This is a genomic window from Selenomonas ruminantium AC2024 (assembly GCF_000687995.1).
Taxonomy (GTDB): Bacteria; Bacillota; Negativicutes; order Selenomonadales; family Selenomonadaceae; genus Selenomonas_A; species Selenomonas_A ruminantium_B.
Genome location: NZ_JIAC01000001.1, coordinates 1225987 through 1238286, shown reverse-complemented (window position 1 = coordinate 1238286; position 12300 = coordinate 1225987). Strand labels below are relative to the sequence as shown.

12 protein-coding genes, 1 tRNA gene and 1 riboswitch are annotated in these 12300 nt (G+C 47.7%); of the genes, 4 read left to right on the top strand and 9 right to left on the bottom strand.

Annotation, left to right across the window (positions count from 1 at the left end; translation table 11 throughout):
* Nucleotides 1–28 precede the first annotated feature (28 nt).
* From P157_RS0105735 to P157_RS0105710, 5 genes are all read right to left on the bottom strand, one after another.
* Nucleotides 29–1288, bottom strand: coding sequence for an NAD(P)/FAD-dependent oxidoreductase (locus tag P157_RS0105735; protein ID WP_026760160.1), 1260 nt, complete (start codon nucleotides 1286–1288; stop codon nucleotides 29–31).
* A 260-nt stretch (nucleotides 1289–1548) separates the two neighbouring features.
* Complete coding sequence (locus tag P157_RS0105725; protein ID WP_051598660.1) at nucleotides 1549–3126, bottom strand: DUF4127 family protein; 1578 nt, start codon at nucleotides 3124–3126, stop codon at nucleotides 1549–1551.
* Nucleotides 3127–3211: 85 nt separating this feature from the next.
* The gene (locus P157_RS0105720) at nucleotides 3212–3898 is read right to left on the bottom strand and encodes a hypothetical protein (RefSeq protein ID WP_026760158.1); all 687 of its coding nucleotides are present in this window, start codon (nucleotides 3896–3898) and stop codon (nucleotides 3212–3214) included.
* Nucleotides 3895–4590 (bottom strand): DUF2225 domain-containing protein, encoded by a 696-nt coding sequence (locus P157_RS0105715; protein ID WP_026760157.1) that lies wholly within the window; start codon nucleotides 4588–4590, stop codon nucleotides 3895–3897. The genes P157_RS0105720 and P157_RS0105715 overlap by 4 nt, the downstream gene beginning before the upstream one ends.
* Nucleotides 4591–4711: 121 nt before the next feature.
* The gene (locus P157_RS0105710; protein ID WP_026760156.1) at nucleotides 4712–5563 is read right to left on the bottom strand and encodes a MerR family transcriptional regulator; all 852 of its coding nucleotides are present in this window, start codon (nucleotides 5561–5563) and stop codon (nucleotides 4712–4714) included.
* Nucleotides 5564–5667: 104 nt separating this feature from the next.
* Here P157_RS0105710 and P157_RS13955 point away from each other — a divergent pair, with 104 nt between their 5' ends.
* The 3 genes from P157_RS13955 to thiW all read left to right on the top strand — a co-directional run bounded on the left by P157_RS13955 (nucleotide 5668) and on the right by thiW (nucleotide 7931).
* Nucleotides 5668–7071 (top strand): MATE family efflux transporter, encoded by a 1404-nt coding sequence (locus tag P157_RS13955; RefSeq protein ID WP_051598515.1) that lies wholly within the window; start codon nucleotides 5668–5670, stop codon nucleotides 7069–7071.
* Nucleotides 7072–7141: 70 nt separating this feature from the next.
* Nucleotides 7142–7217 (top strand) — tRNA-Gln (locus tag P157_RS0105700).
* A 34-nt stretch (nucleotides 7218–7251) separates the two neighbouring features.
* Nucleotides 7252–7359, top strand: a riboswitch (TPP riboswitch).
* Between the two features lie 65 nt (nucleotides 7360–7424).
* Nucleotides 7425–7931, top strand: a complete 507-nt coding sequence (thiW, locus tag P157_RS0105695; protein ID WP_329811662.1) for an energy coupling factor transporter S component ThiW — start codon at nucleotides 7425–7427, stop codon at nucleotides 7929–7931.
* A 400-nt stretch (nucleotides 7932–8331) separates the two neighbouring features.
* On the opposite strand, the gene P157_RS0105690 is transcribed toward thiW, so the two are convergent.
* From P157_RS0105690 to P157_RS15850, 3 genes are read right to left on the bottom strand one after another with little or no spacing between them, the layout of a single operon-like run.
* Nucleotides 8332–9144 (bottom strand): hypothetical protein, encoded by an 813-nt coding sequence (locus P157_RS0105690; RefSeq protein ID WP_026760154.1) that lies wholly within the window; start codon nucleotides 9142–9144, stop codon nucleotides 8332–8334.
* Between the two features lie 39 nt (nucleotides 9145–9183).
* Entirely contained in the window at nucleotides 9184–10104 is a 921-nt protein-coding gene (locus P157_RS0105685) for a hypothetical protein (protein WP_026760153.1), read from the bottom strand.
* Between the two features lie 38 nt (nucleotides 10105–10142).
* Nucleotides 10143–10412, bottom strand: a complete 270-nt coding sequence (locus P157_RS15850) for a zinc ribbon domain-containing protein (protein WP_037368154.1) — start codon at nucleotides 10410–10412, stop codon at nucleotides 10143–10145.
* A 189-nt stretch (nucleotides 10413–10601) separates the two neighbouring features.
* Between P157_RS15850 and P157_RS0105675 the strand changes: the two genes are divergently transcribed.
* Nucleotides 10602–11504, top strand: a complete 903-nt coding sequence (locus P157_RS0105675; protein WP_051598514.1) for an Rpn family recombination-promoting nuclease/putative transposase — start codon at nucleotides 10602–10604, stop codon at nucleotides 11502–11504.
* A gap of 72 nt (nucleotides 11505–11576) precedes the next feature.
* Here the strand turns inward: P157_RS0105675 and P157_RS0105670 are convergent, their stop codons facing one another.
* Nucleotides 11577–12194: a DedA family protein gene (locus P157_RS0105670; protein WP_026760151.1), complete on the bottom strand. Its 618-nt coding sequence runs from the start codon at nucleotides 12192–12194 to the stop codon at nucleotides 11577–11579.
* Nucleotides 12195–12300 lie beyond the last annotated feature (106 nt).

Here is a 12300-nt window from a genome sequence, read left to right as displayed (position 1 = left end):
CAATCTATATGTTGTTACAAGTTTACAATCAGATTTTGATATTGGTAATAATGCGTCCCAATCTTGTTCCGGACAACAAATTCCACGTCCATTTGATAGCCACGGTGATGTTGGTATGCGTCCCTGCCAGACGAATGAGATGCACAAACATCCAGGCACACCAGGCGATAAAGCCAGTCATTTCCGGATTCATGCTGGTCTTGGCCACGACAGCCTGACCACGGCCAATCGTTGCCATAGCCCCCAAGTCCTTGTAGACGAAGGTCTGCAGATTTTCCTCGCCGCGAATCAGACGCAGGATGTTTTCATGTGCAACCTTGGCTTCCTGCGTGGCCACCGGCGCCACTGTCGGCAACGGACGCTCCGTGCCGTGGCAGAAGTTGGCGCAGTCGCCAATGGCGAAAACATTCTTGCTGCCGTTGACGCGCAGTTTTTCATCCACGATTACGCGGCCTGCTCTATCCACTTCACCGCCGCAATCTGCGATAAAGGGAACAGCCTTAACCCCAGCCGCCCAAATCAGCGTGCTCGTGGGAATTTCCTCACCGTTCTTGAGCTTGATGGTATGCCCATCATAACCTACCACCTGCGTATCGAGCAGGACTTCCACGCCTTTGCCACGCAGAACTTCCACCGTATGGTCACGAAGATTCTGCGGCATCATGGGCAGAACATTCGGCGTTGCTTCAATGAGTTTAATGGAAACTTCGCTGAAGTCGAGATTGTGGAATTCCTTTTTCTGAATGCCCACCAGCTCCGAAATAGCGCCGGCTTCTTCGATACCCGTGGGGCCGCCGCCGACGATGACGAAGCTCAGCATCTTTTTGCGCTCTTCCGGGTCCTTGCTCTTGTTGGCGCGCTCGAACATATGGAGCACATGGTTGCGGATATGCAGCGCTTCCTGCAGGGACTTCATGCCGAAGGAGTGTTCCTCCACTTCCTTCATGCCGAAGAAGTTCGTAGTCGCCCCAGCAGCCAGCACCAGATAATCATACTCGATTTCCCCGTGGTTGGTCAGGAGTACATTGCGGGACTGGTCAACGCCCTGGGCTTTCGCCATGAAGAATTCCACGTTGGGGTTCTTCCGGAAGAAAGTGCGGATAGGATAAGCGATTTCGTCTGTAGACAGCACAGCCGTGGATACCTGATACAGCAGCGGCTGAAACAGGTGGTAATTATGACGGTCTACCAAAGTGATCTCCACATCATCTTTCGCAAACAGTTTTGCCAGTTTGACGCCGCCAAAGCCTGCGCCTACTATAACGATACGCGGTTTCTTATCTGCCATTAAAAGCCCTCCCAGTCACTGCTCATTATAATTCGTGAAAAATTTAACTTTAACTTGTGAAAAAAAGCACTTTTCTCTCATGGATAACATAATAACACGTTCAGCGATAATTGCAAGAGGAAATTTACATTTTTCAGTCAATTTATTATTGTCTATTCTTAGCGACAGGAAATACGCCATTATTCTCTCCGACTTCCCCTTTTTTAGGCGTAAAAATGGAGGCCGTCACATTTGTGCAATGGCCTCCAACGGGTAACGATTTATTTTTTGAAGAAGTGAATTTCCTTGTAAACCTGATGCTGAACATCGGATTCAAACAAGCGGTTCCAAGGGAAGTAAACATAGATTTCTTCCAGACTGGGGAACGGCGGCAGATTTTCCGTCGCGAAGCGTTTCATCATGGTCTGCGTGCGCAGGGACACAGCCTCGCGTTTGGCATCCAGACTGCCGTACACACCTTCGCCCCGCAGCCAGGTGAGCTGTCGGGCAATGGTATTGCGCACATTAGCCTGATACCCCCAGTCATCCAGATAGCGGGTCAACAGCAGGGCATCCACATCATCCTTCTTCATGTTGCGCACCAGCATGCCCTCACCAATGACAAAGCCGGAGCTGTTGGTGGGCGTATTCCAGCCGGAATACGCACGAATCTTAAAGAGCAGCTTGCGTTTTTTCAGCTGTTCCATCAAAGCGTTGTCGGCGCCATTGGCAAAGGCAATATCCGCAATGCCTACGGGATAGCCTTTGCCCACGTAATCGCTGACCAAATCCGCAAAGTACTTGGTGCCTTCCCGCTCCGAGCCATCATTGCTGCGCGCATTGGCTTCATAAGTCTTGCCATTGGGATTGGTATTGACCATCAGCACCAAATCCGCCCGCGCAGGGCTGGTAACCGGCATGCCGCCAGCCGCGATAATGGCATCCTGAATGGAAATGTTGATTTTTTCATCGGAATAGGCAGGCACGGTATTCGGCCCGCGTCCCCAGTTGTAGCGGGTATAGACAAAGGGCACGTCCCGGCGCAGGTTGTTTACAGCTCTGGCCATCAGCAGCATGGCCATTTCGTCAATGCCTGCCATGGTCTGGAAGCGTGCCTTGCCCAAATCCTTGCCGGATTCCGACAGATGACGGCTCTCCATATGGGTCTGGCAATAAGGCGCATTATCATCCCGGCCCAGCACCAGATAGTCAAAGACATTGCCACGGGTGAGCTTGATGAGTTCCTCATTGACCGCATAATTCTTGCCTCTTCGTCCCAGCCAGTCTGCCAAATCCTTTTTGGGGATAAGTTCCTGCAAAAAGGCCTTTTCCTTCGTCTCGCGGCGGCTCAGGCCCTCCACTTCTTCTTTGTCGCTGAGCACCGTATAACGGAAGATATCACCGCCATAGCTGCGGTAGTACTTGGGTTCCTCATGGCCCGAAGCCTCACCACTGCGGGGCGTGCGCATGATGGAACCAAAGACATAGAGCGGCAGTTTGGGATTTTCCTTGCGGAACTGACGGAAGCGGGAAGCTCGTTCGAGCACTTCCCCCTTGTTGTAATTGTGCTTGCGGGACCCCACCAGACTGCCATATACCAGCGAGTCCGAAGAAATCACCGCTGCCTTGGCATCCTTGGCATTGGCATGTATCCATGTCCAAAGAGCATCCGGATTGCCCAAATTCTCCCGGTTTCCCAGCAGATTATCCGGCGGTACGACCACCTCATACCCCAGTTTTTGCACGACCTCCGCGGTCTGTTTGTCCGAAATGGGCCGATTGTCATGGGGGATAAACAGAATCTTATCTGGCTTTACTTCCTTATGCCGGGCAAAACCGGCAGGCATAAACATCACCATAGCCAGTAGCAGGGCTAAAAAGGCAGTACCCCGCTTATACCAACTGGACAAAAAATCGCTCCCTTCACAGCAGGTTCAACTGCCGTCATTTATTCTTCTGCGGCAAAAGTGCCTTCAAATCATCTTTCACATCATCGGGTACATGGAGTTTGGTCTGGAACATGATGCCGCCCTCTTTCGGGGTGGCCTTCTCTATCTCAATCATGTCGAGCAGGCGGTGACCATGGAACATGGTCTTGCCAAAGTCCGACTCTGCCAGTACCTTGCTGTAATCAATCCGCACGGAATTACTCTTAATCTCTACCGGCAAATCCTCGGAAATCTCCAATTTGCCTACCATACGCTGCGCCATGGCCAGCGATATCCGGGAAAACACCCAGGACATCAATCCATGATTGGGAATATTGCGTTCCCGCACCCGATAGACCATATAGGATTTGTCCCCATCATGGACAAATTCCTTCACTTCACCAGATAGTTCCACCTTGCCAATCTTAGCCGTATCCACGGTAACATTCAGCCGTCCGTTTGCCTTGGATTCAAGCACTACGGATTTGGCGGGACTATCTTCTTTAATATTCTTGGCAATAACTTCATTGAGCATTTTGTCCGACACAAAGAGATTACCCTGGCTGATTTCGGCCAGGGTTTCTCTATCCCATGTATCTTTAATGACCTTCAACGCCGGGCCATAGTCAGCAACTTTCTCCTGCACTTTGCCCCAGTCGATGTTCTGTAACTGCTCCTGCCAATTTGCTGGCAAATCAATCACTTGTTTTCCTCCTTAGTTTCGCCCTGCTCCTCGCGAACGCTCTGCCACAAATCGCGGGCTCTCTTATAGAGCTGAATATCGCGGTCACGCAGACTCTGGTCACCAATCAGGCGGGACAGATACTGGGTGGCTTTCTCAAGCTCATGCATGCGGTAATAAATAGCCCCCACCAAATAAACTGCCGTGTCATCGCTCATTCCGTTCTGAGGATAACGCTCCTTCATAATGGACTGGTCATAGAGGTCTGCAGCCTTCTGCATCATTTCAAATTCCTTGTCCTGTTCGCCGGAGTAACGGAAAATCCAGCCCAGCCCCAGGTACATACCGGCACGCTTTGCTAGTGGCTGGTCCGTCATTTCCGCATAGAAAATAGCCAACTTGTAAGCTGCTACTGCATCAGGAACACCGCGTTCTTCAACGAACTGCATCCCCAGCTTGCGGTTATCGAGGAATTCCTTGATTTTTTTCTTGTGAACCGCAGGCATGGGAGCCAGAAAAGTCTTTTCGTCCGCTGCATAGCCGCATTTTTCACAGAACCATATTTTATACAGATACGGGTTGAAATCTTTGTAATGAACACAAAAGTCCTCATCTGTGCGTTCCACAGTAATTTTGGCCTTTGTTTTCACTACCCGGGTAGATTCGCCACAAACCGGGCACTTCTTCTCAACGGTAAACGTAAATTCTCCCATTGCTGATTCCTCCCTTGGACCCATATTAGCATCCTATTCTTAGAGTTTGCTGAAAAATTCCCGCTAAAATGTCAATACTTGCTACCATTATATCATTTTCCCCGACAAAAATAAATGAAAATTACCGTCCTCGCTCAATAACCGGCACCGCAATGCGCGTGATGAATTCCTGCGCATTTGCCGTGCTCATATCTTCAATCAGACTCTCCTCGTAGGCAAAGCCCGCAGGCTCCCAATCGTGCTTCTTCATATAATTTCTAAGCCTCTCATAGGAAGCTGCCGTATTCATATAATCCCCGGCAAAGTAAGTCACCAGATAAGTTCCGCCCTTGCGCAGGCGGCGGTAATCTTTCGACAGCTGACGCCATGGTTTATCCGTCAGCACATAATAGTAACTGACCATCTGCTCATGACCTGGCCGCATAAAATCTTCCGGTGACACCATCGCACCGAAGGTATAGCCGGTCAATACTTCTCCTTCCATCACATCCCGCAAGTGCGTGGCGAACTGACGCTCCACAGCTTCCCAATCTTCCCGCAGGCAAAGCTGACGCAAATTCTCCGAAACCACGAGCCTGCTGTCAGCAAATTCCTGCTCCTCGACTTCATCCATTTTCACTTCCCGCGCCTTGGCCAAAATCTGCCGCTGATTGGCCACAATCTGTTTCATGCGCCTGAGCTTGGCCATTTCCTGATTGAGCCACGCCTCCTGCTCGGATAGAAGCTGCGCGAACTTTTCCGGGGTGCGCCCCTGCATATACTCCTTGATTTCCGAAAGGTCAAGGCCCATATCCCGAAACATCCGAATCATATAGAAGGGATAGAACTGACGGGAAGAATACGCCCGATAGCCATTGGGCTCCACACTGTCCGGACTGAAAATGCCCTCACTGTCATAATAATGAAGGGTGCGCTTGTTCACGCCGGTCATCTGGGCGAACTCTCCCACGTGGAAGGTCATGTGACGTGCCATAAAAAATCCCCCTTGACATTACAGTTACTGTATCCTTTATGCTTAATATACAGTATAAAAATCAAGTCTTCAAGAAATTATGTTGAAAAGAAAGGATTTTATTTATGATTAAGAACACACATAATCCCCTATCCTATCATCACAGTATGTGGTCACTGCTGATGTTTGCGACCCCGTCCATCGGAATGATGATTGTGATTTCACTCTACACCGTAACCGATGGCATCTTTATCGGGCGCTACGTCGGCAGTGACGCACTGGCCGCATCCAACATCGTCTATCCGGCGTTCAATCTCGTATTGGGGCTGGCCATTATGCTCGCCTCCGGCGGTTCGGCACTGGTTGCCAAAACCTTGGGCGAGGACAATCGCGAGCTTGCCAATAGACGGTTCACCTTGATTACCATCAGCGGCGTGTTGCTGAGCGCCTTTCTAGCCTTTATGCTCTGGCTCTTTATGGAGCCGCTGCTTGCCTTCTTAGGTGCCAGCCCTGCTCTCTATGATGAATGCGTAAACTACATCGTCACCCTGCTGCCCTTTTTCCCGGCAGCAGCCTTGATGCTGATTTTTAACGCCTTCTTTATCGCGGACGGCCGTCCCATTCAGGGCTTTCTGGTTTCGCTGGTATCGGGAATCTTAAACGCTGTCCTCGACTACCTCTTTATGGCGAAAATGGGACTGGGCATTGCCGGTGCAGCGTTAGGCACCGGCCTTGGCGAAACCGCTGCCGCTCTTATCGGTCTGCATTATTTTGCCTGCCGCAGCCGCCTCATTCACTTCATGGCTCCCGTTATGGAATGGCGGGCCTTAGGACAGGCCATGTACAATGGCTCCTCGGAACTCGTCACGGAACTTTCCATCGGCGTGACCACGTTCCTCTTTAACGTGATTACCTTTGCCTGGGCAGGCGAAGACGGCGTAGCCGCTATTTCTGTGATTCTCTATGCCGAAATGCTTTTAACCTCCGTGCTCGTGGGATTCAGCAACGGCATTGCGCCTATCTTCTCCTATCAGTTCGGGGCCAAAAATTACCGCGAACTGCTGCGACTGATGAAGTTGGCGCTTCTGGGAATTGCACTGTTCTCCCTTACGGCGTTCATCGGTTCCCGCGTGCTTGCCGAGCCGCTTATTCACCTGTTCCTGCCGGACGGCGGTTCTGCCTACAACATTACGGTGAACGGGTTCCTGCTCTTTGGCTTCAGCTTCCTGCTCTCGGGCTTTAACCTCTTTACCTCCGGATTCTTCACCGCAATATCCGACGGCAAAACTTCGGCGATTGCCTCCTTTGCCCGGAATCTGGCAGGAATTGTCATTTTCCTGCTGCTCTTGCCAAACCTTATCGGTTTTAACGGCGTATGGCTGGCCGTTCCCGCAGCAGACCTAGCCGCTGTCCTGCTTTCTTTCTTCCTGCTCTACGAGCAGCGGCAGATTTTTTTGGAACGCTATCAGGAGCGCCGCATACAGCGCAGCAAATACCGCCACATTCCCCAAACTGCCAACCTAAAATAATTTTTTCAAAAAAGTGTTGACAAGTTGGTAAAACATCCGTATAATTTATTTCTGTTGACAGACGTCACACAGGGGTATCGCCAAGTTGGTAAGGCACGGGTCTCTGAATCCCGCATGCGTTGGTTCGAGTCCAGCTACCCCTGCCAATTAAACAATCAAGAGTCGCAAGTGCGGCTCTTTTTTTACAAACGGGGGAGCTTGTGTCAGCAGGCTGAGAGGAAGTAATCCAACTTCGACCCTTTACCTGATGCGGGTAATGCCGCCGTAGGAAGTCATACTGAGAGATTCATTGCAGGAGATGCCCGGCGGCGTCTCCTGCTTTTGTCTTATCTGGAAAGGTGGAGTCAAAAATGATGAACAGCAAGACACAAAAAATTGTAATGGCCGGTGTATTGGCAGGCGTTGCCGTGGCGGGCAGCCTGTTTTCCATTCCAGTGCTGGGCAGTAAATGCGCCCCCATCCAGCACATGGTCAATATCCTCTGCGGCGTTCTGCTGGGCCCCTGGTACGCTGTGGGTGCGGCCTTCACCGCCTCGCTGCTGCGAAACCTGTTAGGCCTCGGCAGTGTACTTGCCTTCCCCGGCAGCATGTTCGGCGCCCTGCTCTGCGGACTGGCTTATCGCCACACCCATAAAATCACCGCCGCCCTGCTCGGCGAGGTCTTCGGCACCGCCATCTTGGGCGGCCTTAGCGCGTACCCGCTAGCCATTCTGTTCTTAGGGCAAAGCGCAGGCAATGCAGCTTTCTACGTCTACATCATGCCATTCTTCATCTCCACCGCCGCCGGCGCCCTGATTTCCGCCGTCATCCTCTATAATTTGCAGAAAGTAGCCCATATAATCCCAACAAACGGACATTGATATAAAAGAAAAAACCACCCTCGACCAAAAGGGTGGTTTTCTTTGTCCTAAAATGCGGACGCGTGCGTTGCAGGCGACCAAACCCACAACGCTGTTGCAAATGCCGAATATACTCGACCTCATTTCCTACTGCAAGTATAGCACATTCTGAAATAAAATGCTATACTATTTTTGCTACGCGCCTCTGTAGCGGAGGGGAGGTGTTGCATGTTGCTGAAGATACTTCGTGACTTCGCTTTAGCTGTTTTGGCAAGTGTTGTCGCAAATCTCATTTCTCATTGGCTAGTGTCCCTTTGATGCGTAGCAACTAGCTGTACCTCGGATAAGACCAAATCACGAGGAAGAAAAGCCGTCCATGACCAATGGGCGGCTTTTCGCATTAATATACCAACTATAAAAATCATTGTGCTGACAAATCAACCATTACATATTTCCCCTCTATAGTTGTTCCTGCTCTCAAATTTACTGTACGGTTTGTTTTATGACAATACACGCTTGCACTATTAGCATTAAACGAATTATTTAGAGTTGTTATTTCTGTATTGCTTAATCCCAATGCAGCATATAAATAAATCAAGCCAGAATTGATAATTCCCATTAAGCGAGGATTAACATAGAAATAGTCAATTCCTTTTTGATATACATCTCTAGGCGAATAATAAAAGCGCGTATAATAATCGCTTTTTTCAATATCTTCTTCTCTTATTTTTCCTAACAACATAACTCCTGTTGAATTAATGACATTATCGCCTGTCAATCCATAGATATTGAACATCGTTTCTAATTTGTTTAATCTTTCTCTAGCATAAACCTCTGCTCGTTTATGTGCTTCTACTTCAGCATAAGAACCCTCTATACCATTCTTACGTAAATAATCATAAGTCTCATCATAATATCTTCCTGATGACTTATCATCTCGCAATAATTCATTAACTGCTAACATTGGCAAATAAGTAGATATTGATACTTTTGAAACATATCCTTCTTCATTTGAAAACAAAGATATGTTATAACTATATGGACCTTGAGACATATTGAATGAATAGATGCTATTTGCATTTGTCATTTTTGTTACCACCATATTAGTAGCCATTTTAACAACGCTATTGTATATATTATAGGCTCCTAAGTTAGAAATCGGCTGACAATATCCAAAATCAACATTTAGCAGAAGCATACACATCAAAAGCATTATCTTTAAAAAATTTGACATTTTCATTTTCCCTCCTTACTGAAAACCTTATTTAGCATCTTATTTATTTAGTAAATTACCTTTCTTCTCATTATACTTTTCTATAAAAGCAGAATATCCACTTTGTACTCTTTTATCTATATCATTAGCTTCTCCCAGTTTCTGCCTAGCACTAGCGTAATAATGATTAAACTCTAAGTTGGCTCCGATTTTCATCACATCACAATACCGAATCGAATCGTCAAGCACTTCCAGGAAATCCCGTTTCAATTCTTCCGTTCCCTGCGGTGCTTTGATATTGCGAACTTTATACCGTACCGATTCTCTATCACTCTTAGCCTGATTCAAGATGCGGAAATAGTCTGCCCAAATCATACCACCATTGCGGGAGGACTCCATCATACCTCCTAGATTTGTTTTCGCATTATTGTATTGGTCGATTGCTGTATCCATCTCGCTAAAGAAATCTTTTAACTCTTTTAATTTCGCCTGCCGTTCAGCTTCAATTCGTTTACGCTCCTCATCCTTCTTACGTTCTTCTACCACGTAGGCCTTTAGCTGCGCTGGCAATACGGTTATATCATCATCCATCGTCATAACCGTACTAGGAACACTGATTTGACCAGACAATTCTTTTATCTGCTGTACCGTTTCCTTTGCATCTTCCACCTGTGCATCCAAGCCATTATCCAACGGATTGTTAAGTACCTGAATGGCTAATCCTAAAACATTACTCTCCTTTTGTAACAAATCTATAACGGCTTCATGCTGAGCAGTATATCCCTTGAAGGGCTTTCTAGAAGTAAATTCTTTGGCTTCACTATCTATTTCGTCTTTCTCTTTTTGCAACCGTGTTTTCAACTCGCTGGCAGAATCTGATGTAAGCGCCCCTTGACGCGTATTAGAGACAAGGACACTATTAGCTTCGTTAAGTGTATGGTAAGCTTCTGCATAAAGTTTCAGATAGCGCCCCTCATTCATGTTGTTAAAATAATAGTACGACCCACAAGCTGTAATGATTAACAGGACAACGGCAACCACAATATGCTTAAAATACTTATACTTGGTAAACGGCAGGGAATCACTCTTGCCTGCATTATTGTTATGTGTTCCGCCCTTGGCTTACCACATTTTTTGCAAAATCTTGCTTCGCCATCATTCATGGTCAGACAATTGGTACATTGCCAGCCAGCAGGTTCAATTTTACTGCCGCAATAAGGACAGAACTTAGATTCTGTATCCGAAATCTTTTTTCCGCAATTCTGACATTTATTTTCCAAAATAAACACTCCCTTGTTTTTAGATTGGTCAGCTTCTCTTGCTCACTACTTCGACTCCCATATATTTTTTCCTGCTATCACCCGCAAACTTATATGACAAACTTCTCTCCATGTTATCAACGGCCTTTGATTTGTTGCTGAAAATTCTCCTGTTTCATGATATAATCCAATTAGAAAACCAAAGGAAGTGCTTTTGCCATGACATATCCTAGAGACCTTATCAAGCAGGCTATCGAGAACGATATTGCCAACAAGAAATACAATCCCATGAACGATGTCCTGTTCAAGTTCATCTTTGGCAAGGATGAGCGCAAGCAGGTTACCATCGACTTTCTCAACGCTGTCCTTGACCGTCACGAGGCCAAGGCCATAAAGGACATTCAATTCCAAAACAGCGAAATTGTCCCGCTCTATGATGACGACAAACTCACTCGTTTGGACATTTTCTGCGTCACCGAGAACGGCACGCAGATTGATGTGGAAGTCCAGATTGTGGACAAGAAAAATATGGAACGCCGCACCCTTTACTATTGGTCGCAGATGTACCTGATGAACCTGGCCAAGGGCGGAAAGTATCAGAATCTGAAACCGTCCATCACCATCAACATCCTGCGCTACACGATTTTCCCTGGTGAACCGGCACACTCCATGTATAGCATTTACAACCAGGAAACCGGCCGCCGCTTGAACGAAGACATGGAACTGCATTTCCTCGAAGTCCCCAAGTTCCAGAAAAAGCCCGTCAGCGAAATGACCAGTGTGGAGCGCTGGCTGGCTTACTTCTCCAACAAACTGGATGCCAAAGAAATGGAGGAACTGGCTATGAATGAAGCTGCTATTCAGACTGCGCTGGACGCAGCCGCTATATTTATGCAGAACCGGCAGGAACGCCTCGACTACCTGAATCGCGAAATGGCCATCATGGACTATGAATCCGATAAAGATGCCTGGATTGAAGAAGGCAAAGCGGAAGGTGAAAAGACTGCTGACCGCCGCACAGCTATGCGTATGCTGGCAAAGAACAAATCTATTGATGAAATTCTGGAATTGGTTGATTTAACCCGGGATGAAGTCGAACAGCTCTGTCAAAATAAGAAATAACTATAAGCGAAAAATAATAAGCCATCTTCAAGGCGCCTTGAAGATGGCTTATTATTTTTTCGCTATAGTCCTTTATTCAAAAGCCTGTTTTTGCTTCTTGCGTTTGCGGTAACGCAAGTACATCACAGCGATAATCACGGCGCAGACGCCGACGAAAATCAGGCTAGCCTGATGGCCGACCTTGAGCATAATCTCCCAGCTCTTACCGAGCATCATGCCAGCAAAGAGAATCAGTGCCGTCCACGGGAGCGAGCCTAGGAAAGTCAGTGTCAGGAACTTTTTCATATCCACATGGGCAAAACCCGCGGGCAGGGAGATAAAGGTTCTGACTACCGGCAGCATACGGCTGAAGAATACCGCCTTGAGGCCGTATTTATCAAACCAGTTCTGCGCAATATCCACATGGGATTTTTTGACAAAGAAATAATGACCGTACTTGTCCACGAAGGTACGGCCGCCGTAGTGCCCCACAGCATAAGCAAAGATGGAACCGGCCATACCGCCCACCATGCCAGCAATCAGTGCCCCGGTGAAGGTCATCTGGTCGGCAAAAATCAAATATCCGGCAAAGCCCAAAATGAGTTCACTCGGAATGGGAATGCAGGCATTTTCGGCTGCCATAAGAATAGCCACCGCCACATATCCCCAAGAAGCGATGAACTCCAGAAAAATCGTTGAAAACTGTTCCATTACAATCTCCTTTCTCGTATCTTGCGCTATTATAACATTAGAAGGAAGCAATAAGCAATAAAAATTTGTACCATTTACAGCGCGAATAAAAGATGCTAGGATAACA

What these genes read in the sequence shown, in the direction of transcription:
- P157_RS0105690 (WP_026760154.1), bottom strand. Translation starts at nt 9,144, where the DNA reads ATGTCAAATTTTTTAAAGATAATGCTTTTGATGTGTATGCTTCTGCTA.
- P157_RS0105685 (WP_026760153.1), bottom strand. Translation starts at nt 10,104, where the DNA reads ATGAATGAGGGGCGCTATCTGAAACTTTATGCAGAAGCTTACCATACA.
- P157_RS0105715 (WP_026760157.1), bottom strand. Translation starts at nt 4,590, where the DNA reads ATGGGAGAATTTACGTTTACCGTTGAGAAGAAGTGCCCGGTTTGTGGC.
- thiW (WP_329811662.1), top strand. Translation starts at nt 7,425, where the DNA reads ATGAACAGCAAGACACAAAAAATTGTAATGGCCGGTGTATTGGCAGGC.
- P157_RS0105675 (WP_051598514.1), top strand. Translation starts at nt 10,602, where the DNA reads ATGACATATCCTAGAGACCTTATCAAGCAGGCTATCGAGAACGATATT.
- P157_RS0105670 (WP_026760151.1), bottom strand. Translation starts at nt 12,194, where the DNA reads ATGGAACAGTTTTCAACGATTTTTCTGGAGTTCATCGCTTCTTGGGGA.
- P157_RS13955 (WP_051598515.1), top strand. Translation starts at nt 5,668, where the DNA reads ATGATTAAGAACACACATAATCCCCTATCCTATCATCACAGTATGTGG.
- P157_RS0105735 (WP_026760160.1), bottom strand. Translation starts at nt 1,288, where the DNA reads ATGGCAGATAAGAAACCGCGTATCGTTATAGTAGGCGCAGGCTTTGGC.
- P157_RS0105710 (WP_026760156.1), bottom strand. Translation starts at nt 5,563, where the DNA reads ATGGCACGTCACATGACCTTCCACGTGGGAGAGTTCGCCCAGATGACC.
- P157_RS0105725 (WP_051598660.1), bottom strand. Translation starts at nt 3,126, where the DNA reads ATGGTGATGTTTATGCCTGCCGGTTTTGCCCGGCATAAGGAAGTAAAG.